This is a genomic window from Pseudomonas sp. rhizo25 (assembly GCF_031931935.1).
Classification (GTDB): Bacteria; Pseudomonadota; Gammaproteobacteria; order Pseudomonadales; family Pseudomonadaceae; genus Aquipseudomonas; species Aquipseudomonas synxantha.
In genome coordinates, this window is record NZ_JAUJXA010000016.1 from 19,734 (window position 1) to 43,650 (window position 23,917).

Here is a 23,917-nt window from a genome sequence, read left to right on the forward strand (position 1 = left end):
GTCGGTGCATGAATCGGGGATCCTGCCGGTGCGAGTGCACTAAGTTGGCGTCGTCATGAACCGACTGCCATGGTGGTGCCCGGAACTCGTTCTTGCAAAAGTGGCGGTGATAGTGCGGTGCTGACAGGGAGATGAGAAATACTATAAAAGTCTCTGTTTAAGACTATTGGCGGGCATTAGTCACGTGTTGATGACAGGAGTATCAATCCCGGGTGAACGGTTTGGTTAGTTGTAATACGTAGCAGGGTGGTGTATCGCGGGGAGGGGGGCACGAATATAACTAACTAAGATCCTCCCCCTCAACCTGGGAAACGGCATTGAAATCGAGCATGGAAATGAAACTGTCCATCAACGGTGATTCGTTGTGGGTGTTCCAGCTCATGTACAGGCCGATTGCCGGGTTGGGGGAGGTGGTCACGGGGGTGATCCTGCGGAACAGGACCTTGTCGCGCATGATTGAGTTGGCAATCGACTCAGGTACCAGGGCGACGCCGAAACCACAGGCCACCAGGCCGATCAGGGTATGGATCTGTGCGGCCTCCTGCACGACCTTGGGGTAAAAACCAGCGGCTTCACACAAGGCGATAAGCTGACTGTGATAACCGGTACCCAGGGCTTCTGGGGTGAATACGAAGTCTTCCCCGGCAAAATCCCTCAAGTCGATCTGACCTTCCTTGGCCTTGGGGTGATGGGCGGGCAGCGCCATCACGATCTCTTCATCCAGTAACAGGCGTGACTCGACGTTTTCTGCCGAGATCGGCAACTTGCGCATGAAGGCAATATCCGCTTCTCCCGACAGAATGGCCTTGGCCTGGCTGGAAGAGGGCATCTCCTTGATGATCAACTGGACTTTGGGGTAGGTCTCGCGGAACTGGCGCAGGGTACTGAGCAGTGACTCGTAGTAGGCGATCGACACCGCAGTCACCGTGAGTTTGCCGGCAATCCCCTCGGACACCTGGCGGGCATGTTCTATGCCCAGCTCCAACTCCTTCAAGGTGCTGTAGGCCGCGCTCAGGAATGCGCCGCCGGCCGGGGTCAGCTTGACCCCGCGTTTATTGCGGGTGAACAGACTGAACCCCAGTTTGTCTTCCAGGCGCTGGATCGCCTGGCTCAATGGCGGCTGGGCCATGTGCAGGCGAATGGCGGCCTTGTGGAAATGCAACTCTTCAGCCACGGCGATAAATTGGCGCAGCAGGCGGGTTTCGATCATTTCTTCTGTTCCTTCATTTGAACTGATCAGTGGACTGGGGCTGCAATGGTACCTCATCAAGGATTACACGGATTTCACATCAACTTGATATGCGCCGAGTATCAACTTGCGCCGCCGTTAGTATTAAACAGCGTAGATAGACCTTGTTAAGGTGAGGGGGCACTCGAGAGGAAACAGCCAATGAACTTTACAGGAAAGACTGCCGTTGTAACCGGCGCTGGCCGGGGGTTGGGTTTTAGTTACGCGCAAGCGTTAGCCTCGCTGGACGCCAATGTGGTGATCAGTGATATCGGCGCGGATAAGCTCGGCGCAGGGGGCGATGGCTCCATCGCCATGCAGGCGGCAAAAAACCTCAGTGACCAGGGTTTCAACGTGATAGGGCACCAAGGTGACCTGTCCAGCGAACAAGGTTGCGAGCAACTGGTGGCAACCGCCATCGAGGCGTATGGCCAACTCGATATTTTGATTCACAACGCCGGTTGGGTCGGCTACCAATCTATTGAAGAGGCTGATGCCACTTTCATAGGCCGTGCGGTGGATATCAATATCTATACCCCCGTGTGGCTATGCAAACATGCCTGGAAATACCTCAAACAGTCTAGTGCCGCGCGGGTCGTGCTGACGTCATCCGACCGTGCGATGTACCAGCAATATGCCCAACCGGGCCTGGTGGCGTATGCCGCCGGCAAGATGGCACAACTGGGTATCATGAATGCGCTGAGCATGGAAGGCGCGCAAGCAGGCATCCTGGTCAATGCGGTATCCCCAGTAGCCAAGACCCGCATGTGGGGCGTGACGGGCGAACCGGAGAACCTCAAGCCTGAATGGGTCACGCCTGGCGTGGTGTTCCTGGCGTCGCAGCATTGCCAGGACTCCGCTTATGTGTTGCGCGCCAGCAATGGTCAGTTTACGGCGACGCGGTTTGTTGAAAACCCAGGCGTCGACTACCCCTTCGACCTGGCCCGAGTGAAGGCCACCAGCGCCGAACAAGTTGCCCAGCTTTGGGATCAAATCAAGGCGTGTTGAATATGTCTGCTCAGGAAGAGCTCCATCTGTATTCACCGTGCCAGGCCGATCTGGGTGAAAGCCCGGCCTGGGATGACATCCATCGCTGTAAACGCGGAACCCTAAGTTGCCGCTACCGCAGCAATGGATATGTACTGGGTGTGATCCAAGATCCCGGTCGGCTGTCAGGCCGCCATCGGGGGCAAGCCCCCTCCCACATTTGACTGAGGTGTGTCACGTAGATGCCTGTCAATTATAAGGCCGTCAGGGGAGCAAGCTCCCTCGCCACAGGCCCAGATACCCAGTCATATAGAGGCTACAACGCCTGTTCCTGTATGAAGCGCACAGTGTAGCCAATACAATCGGTGGCTTTCTGACCTGAAGACTTTAAAAGCACAGAATCACCAGGGATACGACTGTTGGATAATGAATTGGATATCGCTAAACGTTATGGACTGTTCTGGGCATTAAGCCTAGTGACGGAGGACGATGGGACGCCAATAGCAGACGGTACTTATATTTACCAGCCTGAGCGATTCTCTGAGACCTTCTGGGTTCTCTTCGAAAAACTTCAGCAGCTCAATGACTACTGCTTCCTGAAGCTCGTGACAGTCGATCAGCACCACTCGACACTCGTCGATCAGCGCGAGTCGTACATGGCGGATTCGGGAACCGGCGCTGAAGCGCTGGACTGGCTCGATGACCAGATTCCACGCTGGGAAGACAATCTGACCGTAGTCACTCAGGCGACCTCCATTGTATTGCTATGCAGCTTTGTGGAGTGGGGTTTGAAGCGTGTGGTGAAGGATCTGTATGGAGCTATTGCGCGCAAACCTTCCGGGTCTCGCGTGAGCGATATCCAGTTCCTCTTGGAGCACCTTGAATCCTCAGGACTGTCTTATGTGGTAGATGCGCAAGTCCTGCATACCGTTCACAGCTTTCGAGGCATTAGAAATGCTTTTGCTCATGGTGAGTGGGCCGCTATCGAAGAGCAGCTAGCCAATGTTTCGCTACGCGACTGTTTCGAAAACGTTTCACAACTGTTTGCGTGTTTAGAGGCAGCCTCGTGGGAAGGTCCCTGGAGGAGCGACGTCTTGTCGTCATCCAAGCCTCCTGCTCCGTAGCCAGTTGCTTATGGCTTCAACCAGTTCCCTCTTGCACTCCACCGGCAACCAATGCCCGCCGGGTAGGCTGGTAACGGTGAGATCTGCGCAGGCCGCCCGCATTGGATCGCCCAGCCGATTACCCTCAATGGTATTCATCTGGTCGTAATCGCCATTCACAAACAGCACGGGCAATGACAAAAGGCCGCCATCGGGCGCCCGTTGGGCATACTCAATGTTGGCAGCGTCGTTTAAATACCACGCGCAGGGAGCGCGGAAACCATGCGCCTCGAAACTGCGCACCAATTGCGCGAAGTCTGTCTGTGGCCAGAGCGCAAGGTCTGGTTGGGTAGGTGGGGCCCGGTGCGCCTGGCCAAACCGTCCGCCTTTGCGGGTCACTTCGGCATTGGCTGCAACCTTGCCGATACTCGCCGGGTCGCCTCGTCGATAAATCGACGCCAGCGATGCAGCTTTATCCGCATCAAGGTCAGCAATAGCGGGTTCAAAGTGTGTGTTGTAGTAGCGGTAATAATCCCATTGACCGTCCGGATACGTGTCCGCCGGATAGATCGAGCGGTCAACCAGTGGGACGAGTGTTGGCAGGGCGTTGGTAGTGGGAAAGTACGGGACCGAAATCAATACAACCCCGCGGCTACGCTGGGGTTCATGGGCGGCCAGTTCACCCGCTACGACGCTGCCCCAATCGTGGCCCACCCAAATGGCCGGCCCGCCACCGAGATGGTCATGAAGTTCCGCCATGTCGGCCACGATGTTTTCAAGGGTGTACGCATGAGTGGGGGCTGGTGCAGAAGAGCTGCCATAGCCGCGCATGTCGGGTGCAACGCAGTGCCAGCCTTGTGCAGCGAACGCTTCTATCTGTGCGCGCCAGATCAGACTGAGCTCCGGCCAACCGTGCAGGAACAGCATCAATGGCCCATCGGCCGGTCCCATCTCTACATAGTGCGTCGTATGGCGCGGGGTCTTGAGGACACGCGAGGTCAGCTTGGAAGTGGACACAGTCTCTCCTCATGCTACGTCGGCTGATAAACTCGAAGCGGCAACACTATAATGAGCGTTAGTTGCATGTTTCGTTCCCATTTAGTCTCCCAGTGCCTATAGCTACCCGGGCAACGTCTTGCGTGTGAATGAAATTTAACCAAGGTGAAATGCCATCTCAGCACATACACTCAGGGAAGAGCTGAAGGCGGCAAGAGCAGGCGCGTTTTCAACACAGGTGCATTGAGGATGAAGTATGTTGAATGTTGACCGGTCCCCCAGAGCCACACGCGAACCCAGTGAATACGAGAGCCTGGTCGCGATGGGGACTCACTTGCTCGATGTCATTCCGGGGGCGATTTACCTCTGTGACCGCGACGGGTGGCTCGTCAGGTTCAACAGCGACGCGGTTGATTTGTGGGGACGAACACCTGCCCTGGGTAAGCATGGGGACCGCTATTGCGGCTCATATCGACTTTATACGACAGACGGCGCGCCATTGGCGGTCGACGAATGTCCGATGGCGTCGACGCTCAACGCAGGCCTGTGTGCGCGTAACCAGGAAGTCATGATCGAGCGCCCGGACGGGTCGCGATTCGTCGCGCTCATGAATATCCGCACCCTCAGAGACCGGCATGGAGAAATCCAAGGCGCGATCAATTGCTTTCAGGACGTCTCGGCGCACCACGCAATAGCCGAAGAATTGCGGCGCAAAAGCTCCGATCTCGAAGACTTTTTCGAAAACAGCGCGGTGGGCCTGCATATTGTCAGTGGCGAGGGCATCATCCTGCGCGCCAATAAAGCCGAGTTGTCGCTGCTGGGCTATTGCGCCGACGAATACATCGGCCGTCATATCACTGAGTTTCATGTGGATGAACCGGTCATCGGCGACATCCTGCATAAACTCGGCAGCGGTGATTGCCTGAACAGTTACCCGGCGCGCCTGCGGGCCAAGGACGGCACCATCAGGCACGTCGCGATTACCTCGAATGGGCGATTCGAAGACGGTAAGTTCTTCAACACGCGTTGCTTCACCATCGACGTGACCCGCGTGCACGATGCTGAAACCGGGCGTCAGGAGAGCGATGACCGGCTGGCGGCGACCTACGAGGCGGCGACCATCGGCATTGCCGAGGCGGGCGAGGACGGCCGTCTGCTGCGGGTCAATGATGCCCTTTGCACCATGCTCGGTCGCTCTCGTGAGCAATTGCTGGCGATGACCTTCCTGGACTACACCCACCCAGACAGTGTCGAGCAGGACGCGGCGTTATACGCCCGGCAAGTAGCGGGTGAACTGGACAACTACGTGCTGCGCAAACGGGCGGTGAAGCTCGATGGTCAGGCGCTTTACCTGGATGTGCATAGCTCGTCGGTCAGGGCGCCCGATGGCCGATTCCGCTATGGTGTGCGGGTCATCCAGGACGTCACGCTGGCCCGAGAAATGGAAAACCGCGTGCGTGAAAGCGAGCGGCACATGCGCGATCTGCTCGAGGCCATGCCGGCGGCGGTCTACACCACCGACGCCGAGGGGCGTATCACCTTCTTTAACCGTGCGGCCGTCGAGTTGTCGGGACGCACGCCGCAACTGGGCGACCTGTGGTGTGTCACCTGGAAACTGTTCAACACCGACGGCTCTTTTCTGCCTCACGACCAATGCCCGATGGCCGTGGCGCTCAAGGAAAATCGCGCTATACGCGGCGTCGAGGCCGTCGCCGAGCGTCCGGATGGCACCCGCGTGCCTTTCACGCCTTATCCCACCCCGCTGCATGACGCCGATGGCAACCTGATCGGCGCGATCAACATGCTCGTGGATATTACCGAGCGAAAGCAGGCCGAAGACCGACAAAAGAATTTGATCGACGAACTCAATCATCGGGTCAAGAACACCCTGGCTACGGTCCAGTCCCTGGCGTCCCAGACCGCACGCAACGCGCAGGATGCCAAGGACGGCTACACCCGGTTCGAAGCCCGGCTGCTGGCCTTGTCGCGTGCCCACGACCTGCTGACGAAGCGGCACTGGGGCCTTACGCCGCTGGGAGTGTTGGCCCAGGAAGTGTTGGTGCCGGTGTTTGGCCATGATTCCGGTCGCGTGGTGATCGCCGGTGATGCCATCGAGGTCGACACCCGCGTCGCCCTGAACCTGACCATGACGCTCAATGAACTGGCGATCAACGCCCTTAAATACGGGGCGATGTCTACCGACGCGGGGACACTCTCGGTGAGCTGGAGCGTTCGGCCTCAGCCGAGCGGCGCGCTACTTGCCGTGGATTGGCGCGAACAAGGCGGGCCTGCGGTGTCCACGCCGGAGCGCGAAGGCTTGGGGTCGCGGTTGATGAAGCGGTGCATAGAGCGTGATCTAGGCGGTTCGTTCGAACTCGACTTCGCCCGTGAGGGTGTTCACTGCCGCTTCTCGTTTATGCTCGCTGAGAACCAGACATGACCACGTTCCCAGGCACTAAAGTGCTCTTGGTTGAAGACGAAGGCACCATTGCCATGTTGATCGAGGAAATGCTCGAAGACCTGGAATGTACGCTAGTCGCTTCCGTAGCCCAACTCGAGAAGGCGATGCAAGTAGCACGTGTGGTGGATGTCGACTTGGCGATCCTGGACGTGAACCTGGCTGGAGAGCGCGTTTTCCCTGTCGCCCAGATTCTACGTAGACGCCATATTCCGTTTTTGTTCAGTACGGGCTACGGCAACAGCGGCCTGCCGGAAGAGTTCAAGGACTGTCAGGTGCTGCATAAGCCGTTTGCGGAAAAAGACCTTCGGTTGAAAATTGCGCAGACGCTGGAGTCTTAAGTAAAACCCACGACCCTGTCGCGAACAACATCGCCGTTTTCCGTAAGGCTGAGCCACTTACGAACAGCAATCAACCGACAAAAAAAGTCCGGGCAAGCGCAGCGGCGCTCCCGGACCAAAGGTTGCTACATGCTCATCAGACTCCTCTAATCAAAACCTCGGCTTGACCGCCTTCCACGTCGGGTCATAACGCTGCATCTGCCGCACATCGTCGCGCTGGCGAATGCCACAGGTCAGGTATTGATCATGCAGCTTGCCGAGCTGATCGTGGTCCAGCTCCAGGCCCAGCCCCGGGGCCCGGGTAATTTTCACGCAGCCGTCGACAATCGGCACCTTGCCGCCCTTGATCACTTCTTCGTCCGGCTCCTGCCAGGGGTAGTGGGTGTCGCAGGCGTAATCGAGGTTGGGCACCGAGGCGGCGACGTGGGCCATGGCCATCAGGCTGATACCCAGGTGCGAATTGGAATGCATGGACACCCCCAGGCCAAAGACCTCGCACATTTTTGCCAGCACTTGGGTGTCGCGCAGGCCGCCCCAGTAGTGGTGGTCGGCGAGGACGATCTGCACGCTGTCTTGCGCCACGCTGCGGCGCAACTCTTCGAAATCGGTCACCACCATGTTGGTCGCCAGTGACAGGCCGGTGCGTTTATGCAACTGGGCCATGCCCTCCAAGCCCGGTGTCGGGTCTTCGTAATATTGCAGGTCATCACCGAGCAGTTCGGCCATGCGGATCGAGGTTTCCAGCGACCAGTTACCATTCGGATCGATGCGCAGCGGATAGCCGGGAAACGCCCTTTTCAAGGCCTTGATGCACGCCACTTCATGCTCCGGTGGCAAGGTACCGGCCTTGAGCTTGATGCTCTTGAAGCCATAGGCCTCGATCATCCGCCGCGCCTGGGCAACGATCTGCTCTTCGTTCAGCGCCTCGCCCCAGCTGTCCGGCTTGTAGGGTGAATCCACGTGTTGCGCATATTTGAAGAACAAATAAGCGCTGAACGGAATCTCGTCGCGTATCGCCCCGCCCAGCAGATCCACCAAGGGTAGGTTCAGGGCGTGCGCCTGCAAGTCGAGGAACGCCACTTCGAACGCCGAATAGGCATTGCTCACCGCTTTGCTCGCGTGGGAGCCCGGCGCCAGTTCGGCGCCGGCCAGGGTCGGCGATTTGTTCGCCGCCACCGTGGCTTGGACAATGGCCCGCAGTTGATTGAGATTGAACGGGTCAAGGCCGATCAGCTGACTTTGCAACTGCTGCTGGATCGCCAGCGCCGGTGCATCGCCGTAGCATTCACCGAGGCCGATGTAGCCGGTGTCGCTTTCGATTTCGATGATCGAGCGCAGGGCAAAGGGTTCGTGAATGCCGCTGGCATTGAGCAAAGGCGGATCACGGAAGGCGATGGGGGTGACGGTGACGCGAGTGATTTTCAAGAGGCTGCTCCCGTTGCATCAGTTTTCAGGGCTGGGTGACTCATCGGCGGCTTCTTTGGCGCAGTGTCTTTGCACGGCGTGTTCGGAACGTCGCCACGCGGCGCGGTTCGGGCAAAAAAGATCACCACGGCAGCCACCAGCGAAACGCCGGCCAAACCGTACAGCCCGCCCTCGATGGACCCGGTGGTCTGCTCCAGCAAGCCGAACGTGGTCGGGGCCACGAAGCCGCCGAGGTTGCCGATGGAGTTGATCAGGGCGATCACCGCCGCCGCGATGCGCGCATCCAGGTAGCCTTGCGGAATTGGCCAGAACAGCGCCGAGGCGGCCTTGAAGCCGATCGCGGCGAAACAGATGGCGACGAAGGCGAAGACCGGCCCGCCGAAGGTGGACATGAACATGCCGAACGAGGCGATCAACAGCGTCAGCGCGACCCATGCCTGCTGGAATTTCCACCTGCTGGCCATGGCAGCGAAGCCGTACATGGCGACGATGGAGATGATCCATGGGATCGAGTTGAACAGCCCGACCTGGAAGTCACCCAGATTGCCCATCTTCTTGATCATGCTCGGCAGCCAGAACGTGGCGCCGTAGATGGTCAGGGCAATGGAAAAGTAGATGAAGCAGAACAGCGCGATCTGTTTGTCGGCCAGCAACTTGAACATCGAGGGCTTGACCGTCTGCGTGGCTTCCCGGGCCCGCTGCTCCTGGTCGATGGCGGCGATCAGTGCGGCTTTTTCTTCTTCGCTGAGCCACTTGGCCTCCCGTGGGTGGGATTGCAGCCAGAACCAGACGAAACCGCAGAGGGCGATGGACGCAAAGCCCTCGACCAGGAACATCCACTGCCAGCCGTGCAGGTTCAAGCCATCGATGTGCAGCAACGCGCCGGACACCGGGCCGGAGATCACCGAGGCGATGGCCGAGCCACTGAGGAAAATCGCCATGGCCTTGCCGCGTTCGGTCGAGGGCAGCCATTGGGTGAAATAGTAAATGATGCCGGGAAAGAAGCCGGCTTCCGCGGCGCCGAGGACAAAGCGCAGCACATAGAAGCTGGTTTCGCCCTGGACGAAGGCCATGGCCATCGCGGCGGTGCCCCAGGTGAACATGATGCGCGTCAGCCAGGCGCGGGCGCCGTAGCGTTGCAGCAGCAGATTGGAGGGCACTTCGAAGATCGCATAACCGACGAAGAATAGCCCCGCGCCCAGGCCATAGGCGGCAGCGCCGATGCCCAGGTCGGTTTCCATATGGCTGCGCACAAAGCCGATATTGACCCGGTCGATGTAGTTGACGATGAACATGATCACGAATAACGGCAGGACGTGGCGCTTGACCTTGGCGGCAGCCCGGGCAAGCACGTTCGGGTCTGGTGGACTCTGCAGGGTATTCAATGAGCGACTCCCGATATTGTTTTTTTGGGGGATTGCTGGTGACGTAGGTCGATCATGGACGCGGGTATTGATCCCGTCTAATCTAACTTGGCATTCGATTGATACCTGGATTAGATCAATGTTCGAGCTGAGCCATCTGCGCTGTTTCACCACCGTCGCCACTGAACTGAATTTCCGCCGCGCCGCCGAACGGCTGAACATGACCCAGCCACCGCTCAGCCGGCAGATCCAGTTGCTGGAGCATCACTTGGGCGTCGAGCTGTTCACCCGCAACACCCGTAACGTCGCCCTTACCGCGGCCGGCCGGGCGTTTTTCATCGAGGCGCAGAACCTGCTCGAGCGCGCCCAGCAGGCCGCAGTGACCGCCCGGCGTTTTGCCCAGGGCGACATCGGCTCGGTGAATATCGGCTTCGTCGGCAGCGCGGTGTACGAGTTCCTGCCCAAGGTCATAGCCGAGACACGCATCACCCAGCCCCACGTGCGAATCGACCTATCGGAAATGAACACCTACCAGCAGCACGAGGCCTTGCGCGCTCGACGTATCGACCTGGGCATTGCCCGCGCGCCGTTGCTGGAACCCGGTTACGCCACCGAATGCCTGGTCCGCGAGCCCTTTGTGCTGGCCGTCCCCAACACCCATCCACTGGCTGATGCCAAAACCGTATCGGTCAAGGACCTCGACGGTCAGCCGTTCCTGATGTATTCCCACGCCGCCTATCCGCCGTTCAACGAACTGCTGACCGGCATGCTGCGCTCTGCCCGCGTCGCCCCAGATTATGTGCAGTGGCTCGGCTCGTCCCTGACCATCCTCGCCCTGGTTAACGCCGCCATGGGCCTGGCGCTGGTGCCCCGTTGCGCCACCAGCGTAGTGTTCAAGAACGTGGTGTTCCGCGATATCGACCTGGGCGAAGGCGTACAAAGCGAGCTTCATCTGATCTGGCGCGAGAACAACGACAACCCGGCGTTCGCGATGCTGCTGGAAGGGATTCGGCACGCGGTACGCGAGGGGTGGGGAGGAGGGTGAGGGGCCTGGTCTTGGCGAAAGCCGTGCACCCTGGGGCATGGTTATCTACACAACTCTGACGTAGCGCCGTCAGTAACCACGATGCGAAGCGAGCCGCTCTTGATCTTGATCTGCTTTTGATCTCAGGCGCCCCGTCAAACCACGCTGGCCGGAATTCGACAGGGATTTGGGTGGTTGGCTGCCAGGCCGCCATCGGGAGCAAGCCCCCTCCCACATTTGCACCGCTCGGCATCAGTTGGATACCCGTCGTCCACCAGGCCGTCGCGGGAGCAGGTTCAGGGCCACGCCAAAGTTGTGTAGATACCCATGCCCCCGGGGGGCCAGGCACCCGGGTCCGTCACCTGATGGTCATAAAACAGACGGAAGGCACATCAGAATCCTAAAGTTGCGAGGTACTGGGCAGATACCCCCTATATCCGCAACACTGTTCAAGGATCGAACTCATGACCCAGCGTCAATCCGGCTGCATTTCCCTTCCTGGTTATCCGCGTTTTTGCTGGTTTGCCCTTATACCGGTCGTGCCTGCTGTCGTGTGGCTGCTGGTGCAATCAGCTTCCTCGGCCAATCTGCTGGCCTGCGCGGTACTGGTGCTGACGGGCTTGGGTGCTTGTGCCTGGAGCACACATTCGCAACGCAACGCTGTGCTGCTTGCGACCGCGCGGGCGCAGGCGGATCAGTCGGCGGTGGACGCAGCGCACCACGGCATGGCTTCTCGCGCACAGCTCGATGAAGTGCTGCTCGGCGCCATGCCGATCTGGGCCAAGCAGGTGGAAAGCTCGCGGCACCAGACCGAAGAAGCGATTGTGAGCCTGGCCAACCGTTTCACCGGGATCGCCGCACGATTGCAGGAAACGGTACAGGCCTCGCAGCAGGCTGCCGGCGAACTGGATGGGCAGTCGGCCGACGGCGCGCTCGAGGTACTGGCGCGCAGCGACAGCGAGCTGAGCCAGGTGATCAATTCGCTCAAGGCCACACAGACCAGCCGTGACCAGACCCTGGTCCAGGTCCGCAGCCTCACTGCCTATACCAAGGAACTGCGCGCCATGGCCGCCGACGTGGCGGCGATTGCCGCGCAAACCAACCTGCTGGCCCTCAACGCCGCCATCGAGGCGGCGCGTGCCGGTGAGGCCGGACGCGGCTTTGCGGTGGTGGCCGATGCGGTGCGCAGCCTGTCGAACAAATCCAGTGAAACCGGCCAGCAGATGTCGGCCAAGGTCGACATCATCAATAACGCCATCACGCAATTGGTGCAGGCCGCGTCCAGCAGTGCCGACGAGGACAGCCACTCGGTGGCCGAGTCCGAAAACAGTATTCAAAAGGTGCTCGAGCGCTTCCAGAACATCACCGGGCGCCTGGCCGAATCCGCCGACCTGCTCAAGCAGGAAAGCTACGGCATCCGCGATGAGATGACCGAAGTGCTGGTCAGCCTGCAATTCCAGGACCGCGTCAGCCAGATCCTCAGCCACGTGCGCGACAACATGCACGCCTTGCACGACCACCTCCTGCAAGCCAGCCAGGCGCCGGACCAAGCGGTGGGCGTCGACGCCCGGCAGTGGCTGGCGCGCATGGAAGCCACCTATGCCACCGACGAGCAACGGCGCCTCCATCACGGAGTGGCCGCCGCACAGCCGAATTCCCAAGACATCACCTTTTTTTAGGAGTACACCATGGCGAAGAATGTATTAGTGGTCGACGACTCCAGCAGCGTACGACAAGTGGTCGGCATTGCCTTGAAAAGCGCCGGCTACGACGTGATCGAGGCCAGCGACGGCAAGGATGCCCTGAGCAAGCTCACCGGGCAGAAAGTCCACCTGATCATCAGCGACGTGAACATGCCCAACATGGACGGCATCACCTTCGTCAAGGAGGTCAAGAAGCTGGCCAATTACAAGTTCACGCCTATCATCATGCTGACCACCGAGTCCCAGGAATCGAAGAAGGCCGAGGGCCAGGCCGCCGGCGCCAAGGCCTGGGTGGTCAAGCCGTTCCAGCCGGCGCAAATGCTCGCAGCCGTTTCCAAGCTGATCCTGCCTTGATCCTCTGGCGCCAGGGAGGCTGCCATGCCAATCAGTACTGAAACACTCGACGGCACCACCTGCGTGCGCATTGACGGCGAGCTGACGATCTACACCGTGGCGGAACTGGCGGCTGCGCTGCTGCCGCAGATGGGCGTCACGCCGCGCCTGGAGCTGGACCTGTCACAGGTCACGGAAATGGATGGCGCCGGTTTGCAGTTGCTTGCAGTTGTCCAGCGTGAGGCGGGCGTTGCCGGTACAGCGTTGAGTGTGACCGGCCAGAGCCAGGCGGTCATGCACGCACTGCAACTGTGCCGTAGCGCAGGCTTGTAGTCGCCACTTCCCATGTTTTTTTGATCGACAAGGACAGTCCAGGTGAGCATCAATCTCGATCAGGCACAGCAGACATTCATCGTTGAGGCACGCGAGCTGTTGCAGGCCATGGAGCAATCCCTGCTGCAATTGGAAAGCGAGCCCGGCGACCAGGACGCCATCGGCGCGATTTTCCGCGCCGCGCACACCATCAAGGGTTCGGCGGGTCTTTTCGGTCTGGCGTCGATCGTGGGGTTCACGCATATCGTCGAAGACGTGCTTGACCGCCTGCGCGAAGGCAATGTGGTGGTGGACGCCGCATTGATCGCTCTGCTGCTCAAATGCGGCGACCACATGCTCGAACTGGTCGAAGTGGTCGCCAACCGCGGTGAGACGCCGACGCCTGCCGTTCTGGAGCGCGGTGAGGCGTTGCGCGAGGCGCTGAGTGCCTATCAGCCGATGCGAACCGTCACTGCCAGCGTTGAAACCGCTGAGGTGGCCGACGACACGGCGGTCGAAGTGCTCTGGCACATCTCCCTGCGCTTCGGCGTGGACGTGTTCCGTAATGGCATGGACCCGCTGTCATTTTTGCGCTACCTCGAGACCTTGGGGCAGGTGCTGCAGGTCACCACCCTGACCGACAGCATCCCGCCCATAGACCGCTGGGACCCGGAAAGCTGCTACCTGGGGTTCGAAATCGGCCTGCGTTCGACGGCCAGTCACGCCACTCTCAACGAAGTGTTCGACTTTGTGCGTGACGATTGCGAGGTGCACATCCGTGCCGTCGACGAAGCGCCTGAAAGCACTGCGGTCGTTGCCGGCGACCGTGTCGCCCAGGCAGAGCAGGGCGTCGTGGCGGCGACACCGCAGCGTTCTGCGCCAGCCACCGAGACGAAACCCCGTGACGGCAATTACGTGCGGGTCAACGCCGACAAGCTCGACGAGCTGATCAACCTGGTCGGCGAACTGGTGATCGCCAGTGCCGGCTCAAGCCTGTTGGCCCGCTCCTGTGACAACGACCCCCTGCAAGAGGCGACCTCGACGGTATCGGCGCTGGTGGAGGAGATCCTCGATGGCGCCCTGCACCTGCGCATGATCCCCATTGGTGACACGTTCAACCGCTTTCGCCGAGTGGTGCGCGATATCAGCCAGGAACTGGGCAAGGACATCGAACTGATCATCAGTGGCGCGGAAACCGAACTGGACAAGACCGTGGTCGAGAAAATCGGCGACCCACTGATGCACCTGCTGCGCAATGCCATGGACCACGGTATCGAAAGCGCCGATGCGCGGCAGGCGGCGGGCAAGCCGGGCAAGGGCCACCTGAGCCTCAATGCCTACCATGACTCCGGGAGCATCGTCATTGAAATCGCCGACGACGGCGCCGGGCTCAACCGCGAGCGCATCCTGCAAAAAGCCCAGGAACGCGGGCTGGTGGCCAGCGGTGCGGTGTTGACCGACCAAGAGATTTACAACCTGATCTTCGAAGCGGGGTTCTCCACCGCCGAGGCGGTGACCAACCTGTCCGGGCGCGGCGTCGGCATGGACGTGGTCAAGCGCAATATCACCTTGTTGCGCGGCACCGTCGACCTGGACAGCCGCCCCGGCGAAGGCACCGTGGTGCGCATTCGCTTGCCGCTGACCCTGGCGATCATCAATGGGTTTTTGGTCGCCATTGACCAGTCCACCTATGTGATCCCCTTGGACATGGTCCAGGAATGCATTGAACTGGATGAGCGCCAGCGCCAGTCCAGCCGCGACAACGGCTATCTGGACCTGCGTGGCGAGGTGTTGCCGCTGGTGGACCTGCGCGAACACTTCAGCCACGAAGGGCCCGCTTCACGGCGCCAGAACGTGGTGGTGGTGCGCTATGCCGAACACAAGGCCGGGCTGGTGGTGGATGACCTGCTCGGCGAGTTCCAGACCGTGATCAAACCGCTGGGCAAGCTGTTCGGCGCACTGCGCGGCATCAGCGGCTCGACCATATTGGGCAGCGGCGCGGTGGCCCTGATCCTCGATGTACCGGCACTGCTCAACCAAATCGTACAACTGGAAGCCCGCACGCCCCAGGCGCCTCAATCGCCGCCGGTCGTCGCTCGCTGATGTTTTTGCAATTCCATGGAGGTTCCCCGATGAAATGGTTCTACGATCTCAAGATTTCCACCAAGTTGATCAGCTCATTCCTGGTGGTCCTGGCGCTCACTGCGGCCATGGGTGGCTTCGCCATCCACCAGCTCGGCGCCGTCAACCAGGCAGCCCAGGACATCAAGGGCAACTGGATGCCTTCCATGCGCGCAGCGGCAGGCATGCGTTTTTTTGCCGCCAACTATCGCTTGAAGGAAAACCGCCACCTCGCGACCGAGATCGCCGAGGAAAAGGCCCAGGCCGAACGTGAAGCCGCCGACGCGCGCCAACAGTTCGAAACCCGCATGGGCACCTATGAGCAGTTGCTGTCGAACGATGAAGATCGCCAACTGCTGGCTAGCGTGAAAAGCGCGTGGGACGCGTACCTGGCGAGCAGCAAGCAATTGCTCGAGTTTTCCCGGCAGAACCAGGAAGTCCAGGCGCGCGGTTTGCTCAGAGGGGAGTCCAAGGGGCATTTCGATGAGGTGACCAGCCGCCTGCAGAAAATGATCGAGCTCAATGATGTCGGTGCAACGGTCGCGGGTGATAAGGGCTCGGCGTTGTATGAAAACGCACGCCTGTCGATCATCGCGGTACTGGTCGCGGCCTTGCTGATCGGCCTGGGCCTGGCGGTATTCATCGCCCGCATCATTTCCCGCCCACTGCGCCAAGCCGCAACCGCCGCCGAGCAATTGGCCGAAGGCAACCTCAACGCCCACATCGAGCCGGGTGCCAAAGATGAAACCGGCATGGTGCTCAACGCCATGCGCAATATGGTCGGCAAGCTGGCGCATATCATCGGCGAAGTGCGCAACGCCGCCGATAACCTCGCCAGCGCCTCCGAGCAGGTCAGTGCCACCGCGCAATCGATGAGCCAGGCCACCAGTGAACAGGCCGCCAGCGTCGAGGAAACCAGCGCCTCGGTGGAGCAGATGAGCGCCAGCATCAACCAGAACACCGAAAACGCCAAGGTCACCGATGGCATGGCCAGCAAGGCTGCCAAGGAGGCCACCGAAGGCGGTGAGTCAGTACAGCAGACCGTGGTGGCGATGAAGAAAATCGCCCAGCGCATCAGCATCATCGATGACATTGCCTACCAGACCAACCTGCTTGCCCTCAATGCCGCCATCGAGGCCGCTCGGGCTGGCGAGCATGGCAAGGGCTTTGCCGTGGTGGCCGCCGAAGTGCGCAAGCTGGCCGAACGCAGCCAGGTCGCCGCCCAGGAAATCGGCGAGCTGTCCTCCAGCAGCGTGGACATGGCTGAGAAGGCCGGCAAGCTGCTCGACGAAATGGTGCCCTCCATCAACAAGACCTCCGACCTTGTGCAGGAAATCAGCGCCGCCTCCGAAGAACAGGCCGCGGGTGTCGGGCAGATCAACACGGCCATGACCCAGCTCAACCAGGTGACCCAACAAAATGCTTCGAGCAGCGAGGAGCTGGCGGCCACGGCCGAAGAGATGAGCAGCCAGGCCGAGCAACTGCAACAGGCCATGAGCTTCTTCGTGCTGGATTCAACCCCCAGGGCCGCGGTTCAAGACAACAGCGTCGACAGCCCCGGCAGCAAGCCCAACCGTCAGCCTCCGCGGCCGAAACCACAGGCACCGCGCAAGGCCTTCGCCTACAGCCTGGCCAGCGCCCCGGATGAATCGGAATTCACCCGCTTCTGATCCCACGATCGATGCGGGCCTACAAGGAGAGTGACATGGGCGCAGTGATGACGACTCGGCATACCGCGTTTGCGGTGGATGAGGATGCGCAATACCTGACCTTCATGCTTGGCGGCGAAATGTTCGCTATCGCCATTCTGGGGATCAAGGAGATTATTGAATACGGCAGCCTGACTGTGGTGCCGATGATGCCGGCGTTCGTGCGTGGGGTGATCAACCTGCGCGGCGCGGTGGTGCCGGTGGTGGACTTGTCGGCGCGCTTTGGGCGGGCCAATTCGGCGATCACCCGGCGCTCCTGCGTGATCATCATCGAGGCGAGTAGCGAAGAGGGCAGGCCACAGGATATCGGCTTGCTGGTCGACACCGTGTCGGCGGTGCAGGAGATCCCGGCCGCGCAGATCGAGCCACCGCCCAGCTTCGGGGCGCGGATTCGCGCCGACTTCATCGGTGGCATGGCCAAGGTCGACGGCAAGTTCGTGATCGTGCTGGAGGTGGACAAGGTGCTGTCTATCGATGAGATGTCCAGCCTTGCCGAGGGCGGCCAAGCACCCCTCGACCTCGATCCGCGTTGAGTGCCGACCATGCCAGATACCGCTTCCATCGACGATCGTGAATTCGGCCAGTTCCAGAGCTGGCTGTACCGTGCGGCCGGCATCAACCTGTCACCGGCCAAGAAGGCCCTGGTGGCCGGGCGCCTGTTCAAGCGCCTCAAGCACTATGAGCTGCACAGCTATGGTGAATACTTCAAGCTGATCATGAATGACCAGCGCAAGGGCGAACTGCAGGTTGCGCTGGATTTGCTCACCACCAACGAAACCTATTTTTTCCGCGAACCCAAGCACTTCGACTTCCTGCGCCAGCAGGTGCTGCCCAAGGCGGCGCCGGGCAAGGTCTTTCGCGTGTGGAGCGCGGCCAGTTCATCGGGCGAAGAACCCTACAGCCTGGCGATGACCCTGGCCGAGAGCCTGGGCACCACCCCCTGGGAAGTGATCGGCTCGGACATCAGCACCCAGGTGCTGGCCAAGGCGCGCAACGGCCATTACGCCATGGAGCGCGCCGGGACGCTGCCCCAGCCGTTGCTGAGCAAGTACTGCCTCAAGGGTATTGGCCGCCAGGAGGGCACCTTCCTGATCGACAAGGCCTTGCGTAGCCGGGTCAATTTTGTCCAGGTCAACCTTAATGAAGCGCTGCCGGCCCTGGGCGAGTTCGAGGTGATCTTCCTGCGCAACGTGATGATCTATTTCGACCAGCAGACCAAGAGCCAGGTGGTCGCGCGTCTGCTGCCGCTGCTCAAGCCCGGCGGTTATTTCATCATCAGCCACTCGGAAAGCCTCAACGGTGTAAACGACACCTTGAAGCTGGTGGCGCCGTCGATTTACCGCAAGCCATGAAAAAACCAGTCGATGCGAACGAAGTGGTGTTAGCGCCTGGCCAGGTCAGCTTTGCGACGCGGCCGACGCGCCTGCGCACCTTGCTCGGTTCCTGCGTGGCGATCACCTTTTGGCACCCGCAACGGCGGATCGGCGGCATGTGTCACTTCATGCTGCCGGCACGCCTGCGCGATCATCAGCCTCTCGACGGCCGCTATGGCGACGAAGCCATGGAATTGTTGCTGCGCCACGCCCAGGTCAATGGCACCCATGCACGGGATTACCAGGTCAAGTTGTTCGGCGGCGGCGAGATGTTTCCCGATCAGCCGCGCCGCTTGCCGACCCAGGACGTGGCCAGCCTGAATATTCGCGCAGCGCTGGCCCTCGCCGAGCGCTATCACCTGCACCTGACGGCCCAGGACATGGGCAGTACCGGTTACCGCACGGTCATGTTCGACCTGTGGAACGGCAACGTCTGGGTCCGGCACCAACCAATGGGAACACTTCAACAAGATGCCTACCAAAAAAATCAGTGTGCTGCTGGTCGATGACTCGGCCGTGGTGCGCCAGGTACTGCTGGCGATTCTCGCCGACACGCCGGATATCCACGTCATGGGTGCCGCCTCCGACCCGATTTTCGCCATGGACAAACTCACCCGGGAATGGCCGGATGTGATCGTGTTGGATGTGGAGATGCCGCGCATGGACGGCATCACCTTTCTCAAGAAAATCATGAGCGAACGGCCGACACCGGTGGTGATCTGCTCGTCGCTGACCCAGAAAGGCGCGGAAACCTCCCTGCAAGCGCTGGCAGCGGGCGCCGTGGAAATCATCACCAAGCCGACCACCGGCTTGAAGAACTTCCTGATCGAATCGGCGGCCGAATTGGTGACAGCGATCCGTGCCGCAGCGAACTCCAACGTCAGGAACCTGGGCAAGCGCAGCGTCAGCCCGTCGCCATTGGCCCCGGCCAGCAAGCTCAGTGCGGATGCGATCCTGCCCGCCGCCAACGGCCATGCCATGGCGCAGACCACCGAACGTATCGTCGCCATCGGCACCTCCACCGGCGGCACCCAAGCGTTGGAGGCGGTGTTGACGGCGCTGCCGCGGGTGTGCCCGGGCATGGTGATCGTGCAGCACATGCCGGAAAAATTCACCGCCTCGTTTGCCGAGCGTCTGAACAGCGTCTGCGAGATCGAGGTGCGCGAAGCACGCAACAATGACCGCATCCTGCCTGGCCTGGCCCTGATCGCCCCTGGCGGCAAGCACCTGATGGTCACCCGCAGCGGTGCCTACTACCACGCCCAGGTTATCGACGGCCCGCTGGTCAACCGGCATCGGCCGTCAGTGGACGTGCTGTTTCGTTCGGTGGCCAAGTTCGCCGGCAAGAACGCCACGGGCATCATCATGACCGGCATGGGCGACGACGGCGCGCGCGGGCTCAAGGAGATGCTCGACGCCGGCGCCGCCACGGTGGCCCAGGACGAGGCCAGTTGCGTGGTGTTCGGCATGCCCAAGGAAGCGATCAAGCTCAACGCTGCCCAGCGGGTCATGGCGCTGGAAGATATTCATCGGGCGATTTTGCATAAGTGAACCTATTGATCTGGGTCAATAAGGTGGGCGCGTGCAGGGTGTAATTAGGGCTGTTGACTGCACGGCCTGACGTACTCAAGAGTACTTGTGTGGGGCGATACGCCTTTCGATTCTTTGCGCTGTTTAAGGTTTTCAAGACGTTTAACTGTCTTGAAACCCATCCCGCTATTGCCAAGTGTTTTGCACATCCGAGGTATAGGGAACATGAATCGCCACGCACAGGTTATGGCTGACGAGGAAGAGGCGCGCACCCTCGAGAGTGTGCTCGGCTGCCTTTCAGGTGCGGTTGCGGCGCTGGATCGAGCGGCACGGGTGGTAACGGGCAACCCTGCGTTTTCAAGCCTGCTGGTTGAAGACGGCGTTTCTTCTGCTGTCGGCTGCGAGTTTGTCTCACTCTTGCGTGCCGAGGACCATTGGCTTTTTTACCTCGCCCTGGAGAAAGCGGGGACAAATAATCGCGCATTTTTTGCGGCGGAGGGCGCGGGGCAGGGCATGCTCGATGTCTGCCTGACGCTGTGGCGCGACGCTTATTTTATCGTTGAAGTGATTGCGCGCCAGGCTTCATCGACGCCGCCACCCGCGGTCGAAAGTTATGCGCAGATCCCGCTCAGGTCGATTTTCGACGCCTCCGGCACCGGCTTGGCGCTGGTGTCACTGGAGGGCCGTTGGCTGCGTGCCAATGGTGTCATCTGCACGATGCTTGGCTACAGCGAAGCGCAGTTGCAACGCACCACATTCATGGCGCTGACCCACCCCGACGACATGCAGGTCGGCAAACAGCTGATCGAAGAGTTGAAGTGCGGTGCAAGGGCGGGAGCGACAATGCACAAGCGCTATATTCACCGCGACGGGCACGTGGTCTGGGTGCGCTTGACCGTGGGCTTGGTCCGTGACGACCAGGGGCAACCGACCTGTTTCGTGTCTCAACTGGAAGACATCACCGAGAATTGGCAGCTGCGCGAAACATTGATGGGCAGCGAGCTCAAGTTTCTCACCCTGGCGGAAAACTCCCCCAATATCATTGTCCGTTACGACCGCAACCTGTTACGCACCTACGTCAACCCGGCCTATCTGCGTTTGACTGGCAAGACGTGTGACGCGGCGATAGGCGTCAGCCCGGATGAGGAAGCCAGTGACTACCTCAATCAGTTGCGCCGTGTGGTAGCAACGGGCGAGACCGCGCAATTCGTCGACAGCTGGAGCATCGCCAACGGTCTTGGTTACGTGAGTTGTGCGGTCAGCCTGATGGCCGAACGCAGCAACACCGGCGAAGTGGTCGGTGTGCTCTCGTTGGCCCACGACATTACCGAACTGCGCAGGCAACAGCTGCTGGAAGATGCGCGTTTGGGCATCTTCGAAAAAATGGCGACGGGTGCCTCCCTGGAGGAAACGCTGGCACTGCTCGTGGGGTATCTACAATTGGCCTTGCCCCATCGGTCTTGCCGCGTACAGCTGGTAGAGCCGCACGGCACTGGCCTGGCGAAGTACCAGGGACCAGCTTCGGCAATTGCAGGCAACTCGCGGGCGTGCTGGTCCGAACCGATCATGGACAAACAAGGCCAGATCCTGGGGGCTTTCGAATTGTCCCGGTCGCCCGGTTCGGTGACGCACGAGAGCGATATCCAGCCTGTACGGCAAACCTGTCACATCGCCGCGATCGCAATTGAACGTTGGCAATCGGAGTCGTTACTGCGCGAGCGCGAGCGCCGTTACCGGGATATTTTCGACCATAACCTGGACATGCTGCTGCTGTTGCAGGTGACATCGGCCGGCGATGTGTCTTGTGTCGAAGCCAACCCGGCGTTGTCACGCGCGCTGGGCAAAGCCCATGAGGCGCTGATCGGCGCGACGCTGGTGTCGATATTCGGCCGGTTGGGCGCGCAGAAACTCCAGGGGCTTTGCGAGCAGTGCAGGGCAGCCGGTCGCACGGTTGAGTCAGATGAGAGCATGTTGCTGCTCAACGAAGTTCGTAACCTGCATTTTACCCTGGTACCGGTGGCTGACTCTGGGCGTACGGGCTCGCGCATACTGGTGATCGGTCGCGATACCACCTTGCTGACCCGCGCCCGACACAAAGAGCTGGAGCGCCAGCACGACATCAACACACTGGTAGAAAACAGTCCGGACGCCGTCGCCCGGTTGAGTGCCCAAGGTGACGTGCTCTACGTCAATGCGCGGTTAAAGACCTGGGTCGGCGACGCCTGGCCGAAGCTGATCGGCATGCCGATGGATGCGTTGGCCCCCCTGAATCACCAGTCCCAGCTGTTCCGTGAATTGGTGGCCCAGGTGATTCGTGAAAACAAGGCAACCGAGCAAGAGTTTCGACTCTCAGTCTTGAAGGCGGCCCCCAAAGTAGTACTGATCCACTTTGTTCCGGAGGTGGATGGTGAGCGAGTGGTCAGCGTACTGGCGGTAGGGCGCGATATTTCCAAGCTGCGTGCGGCGGAGCGGCGCCTGGCCAATTCCAACGCGCAGTTGCGCGATTTGTCGACCCGCCGGGAAACGGCACGGGAAGAGGAACGCAAACTGATTGCCAGGGAGGTCCACGACGAATTGGGCCAGCACCTCACCGCACTGCGCATGGGGATCTCGTTACTGCGGTTTCAGTTCGGCGCCACCACGCCGGAGCTCGCGCCTCAGGTGGAACGCTTGCTGGCGCTGACCGACAAGACGATTCAGGTGGTGCGCAATGTTTCCACCAGCCTGCGACCGTCCGCCTTGAACCTGGGGCTGGTCTCGGGACTGGAATGGCTGACCACCGAGTTCTCCACCCTGACCCTGGTTCCGTGTGTGCTGCACTTGCCTTCGATTCCCCTGGTCCTGCCTGATACACACATTACCGCCGCGTTTCGCATCGTTCAGGAATCGCTGACCAATGTTGCGCGATACGCCGAAGCGACACAGGTCAGCGTCACCCTGACCCCGCAGGAAACCCATTGGCTGCTGGAGGTGCAGGACAACGGCAAGGGTTTCGAGCCGGAGGCGCTCACGCGCCAGACCCTGGGCCTGGCGGGCATGCGTGAGCGTGGCCTGATGTTGGGCGGCAAAGTCATTATTTTCAGTCATCCCGGGCAGGGCACTACGGTCCAGGCATTTATTCCGATGCACAAGGATACGTATTGATGATTCGCATGCTGATCGCCGATGACCACACCATCATGCGCGAAGGGCTCAAGCAGCTCTTTAGCCTGGTGGCCGATGTGCAAGTGGTGGCCGAAGCCGAGAGTGGAACGCAGCTGATCGAGCTGTTGCGCCAGGTCGAGATCGACCTGCTGCTGCTGGACATGAACATGCCGGGTATCAGCGGCGAGATCCTGATCGCCCGTTTGCACGCCCAGTACCCGAGCCTGCCGATTCTGGTGTTGAGCATGCATAACGAAATCCACATTGCCCAACGCGCATTACGTGCTGGAGCGCTCGGGTACGTCACCAAGGACCGCGACCCCGAGACTTTGCTGGCTGCCATGCGGCGGGTGGTCAGTGGGCAACGTTACCTGGACCCGGGCCTGGCTGAGCAGATTGCGCTGCAAAGCAGCGGTTTGAAACAGCAGACCTACGTCGAAAGCTTGTCTGATCGAGAGTTCCAGATTCTGCGCTTGCTGGCGCACGGCCTGAGTGTCAACCAGATTGCCGAACAGTTGGTCATCAGCAACAAGACCGTCAGTACCCACAAGACGCGCTTGATGGAAAAGATGGGGTTCAGCTCGACGGCAGACATTGTGCGCTTTGCCATGACCTTGGGCATCTCGTGATCCGCGCGCTCATGTAGGGATTTTCCTAACCGGTTTGCCGTTATCCCTACCCCAGAATAGGGATGCTCTGATGGTTGCGTTGCCATCATTGGGCCATTATTGCTCCCAGGCCTTCGAACAGCCGATTCACCGGCGAT

20 protein-coding genes are annotated in these 23,917 nt (G+C 60.3%); 16 read left to right on the forward strand and 4 right to left on the reverse strand.

Annotation, left to right across the window (positions count from 1 at the left end):
- Positions 1–280: 280 nt before the first annotated feature.
- Positions 281–1,210, reverse strand: a complete 930-nt coding sequence (locus QZR30_RS23895) for a LysR family transcriptional regulator (RefSeq protein ID WP_046072066.1) — start codon at positions 1,208–1,210, stop codon at positions 281–283.
- A 180-nt stretch (positions 1,211–1,390) separates the two neighbouring features.
- On the opposite strand from QZR30_RS23895, the gene QZR30_RS23900 reads away from it, so the two are divergent.
- A complete protein-coding gene (locus tag QZR30_RS23900; protein WP_311904363.1) occupies positions 1,391–2,236 on the forward strand; it encodes an SDR family NAD(P)-dependent oxidoreductase in 846 nt (281 codons plus the stop codon).
- Positions 2,237–2,634: 398 nt separating this feature from the next.
- Positions 2,635–3,339, forward strand: coding sequence for a hypothetical protein (locus QZR30_RS23905; RefSeq protein WP_311904365.1), 705 nt, complete (start codon positions 2,635–2,637; stop codon positions 3,337–3,339).
- On the opposite strand, the gene QZR30_RS23910 is transcribed toward QZR30_RS23905, so the two are convergent.
- Positions 3,316–4,335 (reverse strand): alpha/beta fold hydrolase, encoded by a 1,020-nt coding sequence (locus QZR30_RS23910; protein WP_046072069.1) that lies wholly within the window; start codon positions 4,333–4,335, stop codon positions 3,316–3,318. The genes QZR30_RS23905 and QZR30_RS23910 overlap by 24 nt on opposite strands.
- 235 nt (positions 4,336–4,570) lie before the next feature.
- Between QZR30_RS23910 and QZR30_RS23915 the strand changes: the two genes are divergently transcribed.
- Together QZR30_RS23915 and QZR30_RS23920 are read left to right on the forward strand one after the other, a co-directional pair.
- Positions 4,571–6,754, forward strand: a complete 2,184-nt coding sequence (locus tag QZR30_RS23915) for a PAS domain-containing sensor histidine kinase (protein ID WP_311904367.1) — start codon at positions 4,571–4,573, stop codon at positions 6,752–6,754.
- Positions 6,751–7,113, forward strand: a complete 363-nt coding sequence (locus QZR30_RS23920; protein WP_046072071.1) for a response regulator — start codon at positions 6,751–6,753, stop codon at positions 7,111–7,113. The genes QZR30_RS23915 and QZR30_RS23920 overlap by 4 nt, the downstream gene beginning before the upstream one ends.
- A gap of 150 nt (positions 7,114–7,263) precedes the next feature.
- On the opposite strand, the gene QZR30_RS23925 is transcribed toward QZR30_RS23920, so the two are convergent.
- Together QZR30_RS23925 and QZR30_RS23930 are read right to left on the reverse strand one after the other, a co-directional pair.
- On the reverse strand, positions 7,264–8,538 hold the full coding sequence (locus QZR30_RS23925; RefSeq protein WP_311904369.1) for a glucarate dehydratase family protein: 1,275 nt from the start codon (positions 8,536–8,538) through the stop codon (positions 7,264–7,266).
- Positions 8,535–9,923: an MFS transporter gene (locus QZR30_RS23930; protein ID WP_068966903.1), complete on the reverse strand. Its 1,389-nt coding sequence runs from the start codon at positions 9,921–9,923 to the stop codon at positions 8,535–8,537. The genes QZR30_RS23925 and QZR30_RS23930 overlap by 4 nt, the downstream gene beginning before the upstream one ends.
- A 118-nt stretch (positions 9,924–10,041) precedes the next feature.
- Here QZR30_RS23930 and QZR30_RS23935 point away from each other — a divergent pair, with 118 nt between their 5' ends.
- The 12 genes from QZR30_RS23935 to QZR30_RS23990 all read left to right on the forward strand — a co-directional run bounded on the left by QZR30_RS23935 (position 10,042) and on the right by QZR30_RS23990 (position 23,780).
- On the forward strand, positions 10,042–10,947 hold the full coding sequence (locus tag QZR30_RS23935; RefSeq protein WP_046072074.1) for a LysR substrate-binding domain-containing protein: 906 nt from the start codon (positions 10,042–10,044) through the stop codon (positions 10,945–10,947).
- A 746-nt stretch (positions 10,948–11,693) separates the two neighbouring features.
- Positions 11,694–12,605, forward strand: coding sequence for a methyl-accepting chemotaxis protein (locus QZR30_RS23940; RefSeq protein WP_411741031.1), 912 nt, complete (start codon positions 11,694–11,696; stop codon positions 12,603–12,605).
- Positions 12,606–12,614: 9 nt separating this feature from the next.
- On the forward strand, positions 12,615–12,983 hold the full coding sequence (locus tag QZR30_RS23945) for a response regulator (protein WP_010446480.1): 369 nt from the start codon (positions 12,615–12,617) through the stop codon (positions 12,981–12,983).
- A gap of 24 nt (positions 12,984–13,007) precedes the next feature.
- Complete coding sequence (locus QZR30_RS23950) at positions 13,008–13,295, forward strand: STAS domain-containing protein (protein ID WP_056846052.1); 288 nt, start codon at positions 13,008–13,010, stop codon at positions 13,293–13,295.
- 42 nt (positions 13,296–13,337) lie between these two features.
- Positions 13,338–15,377 (forward strand): chemotaxis protein CheA, encoded by a 2,040-nt coding sequence (locus QZR30_RS23955; protein WP_311904376.1) that lies wholly within the window; start codon positions 13,338–13,340, stop codon positions 15,375–15,377.
- A 29-nt stretch (positions 15,378–15,406) separates the two neighbouring features.
- Entirely contained in the window at positions 15,407–17,065 is a 1,659-nt protein-coding gene (locus tag QZR30_RS23960; protein ID WP_046072077.1) for a methyl-accepting chemotaxis protein, read from the forward strand.
- A gap of 35 nt (positions 17,066–17,100) precedes the next feature.
- Entirely contained in the window at positions 17,101–17,637 is a 537-nt protein-coding gene (locus QZR30_RS23965) for a chemotaxis protein CheW (RefSeq protein ID WP_056846050.1), read from the forward strand.
- A gap of 9 nt (positions 17,638–17,646) precedes the next feature.
- Positions 17,647–18,456 (forward strand): CheR family methyltransferase, encoded by an 810-nt coding sequence (locus QZR30_RS23970; protein WP_056846049.1) that lies wholly within the window; start codon positions 17,647–17,649, stop codon positions 18,454–18,456.
- Positions 18,453–18,986: a chemoreceptor glutamine deamidase CheD gene (cheD, locus tag QZR30_RS23975; protein ID WP_046072080.1), complete on the forward strand. Its 534-nt coding sequence runs from the start codon at positions 18,453–18,455 to the stop codon at positions 18,984–18,986. The genes QZR30_RS23970 and cheD overlap by 4 nt, the downstream gene beginning before the upstream one ends.
- The gene (locus QZR30_RS23980) at positions 18,949–20,028 is read left to right on the forward strand and encodes a protein-glutamate methylesterase/protein-glutamine glutaminase (protein WP_059396840.1); all 1,080 of its coding nucleotides are present in this window, start codon (positions 18,949–18,951) and stop codon (positions 20,026–20,028) included. Before cheD ends, QZR30_RS23980 begins: the two co-directional genes overlap by 38 nt.
- Before the next feature lie 204 nt (positions 20,029–20,232).
- On the forward strand, positions 20,233–23,151 hold the full coding sequence (locus tag QZR30_RS23985; RefSeq protein WP_311904381.1) for a PAS domain-containing sensor histidine kinase: 2,919 nt from the start codon (positions 20,233–20,235) through the stop codon (positions 23,149–23,151).
- Entirely contained in the window at positions 23,151–23,780 is a 630-nt protein-coding gene (locus tag QZR30_RS23990; RefSeq protein WP_046072083.1) for a response regulator, read from the forward strand. The genes QZR30_RS23985 and QZR30_RS23990 overlap by 1 nt, the downstream gene beginning before the upstream one ends.
- The last annotated feature ends 137 nt before the right edge of the window (positions 23,781–23,917 follow it).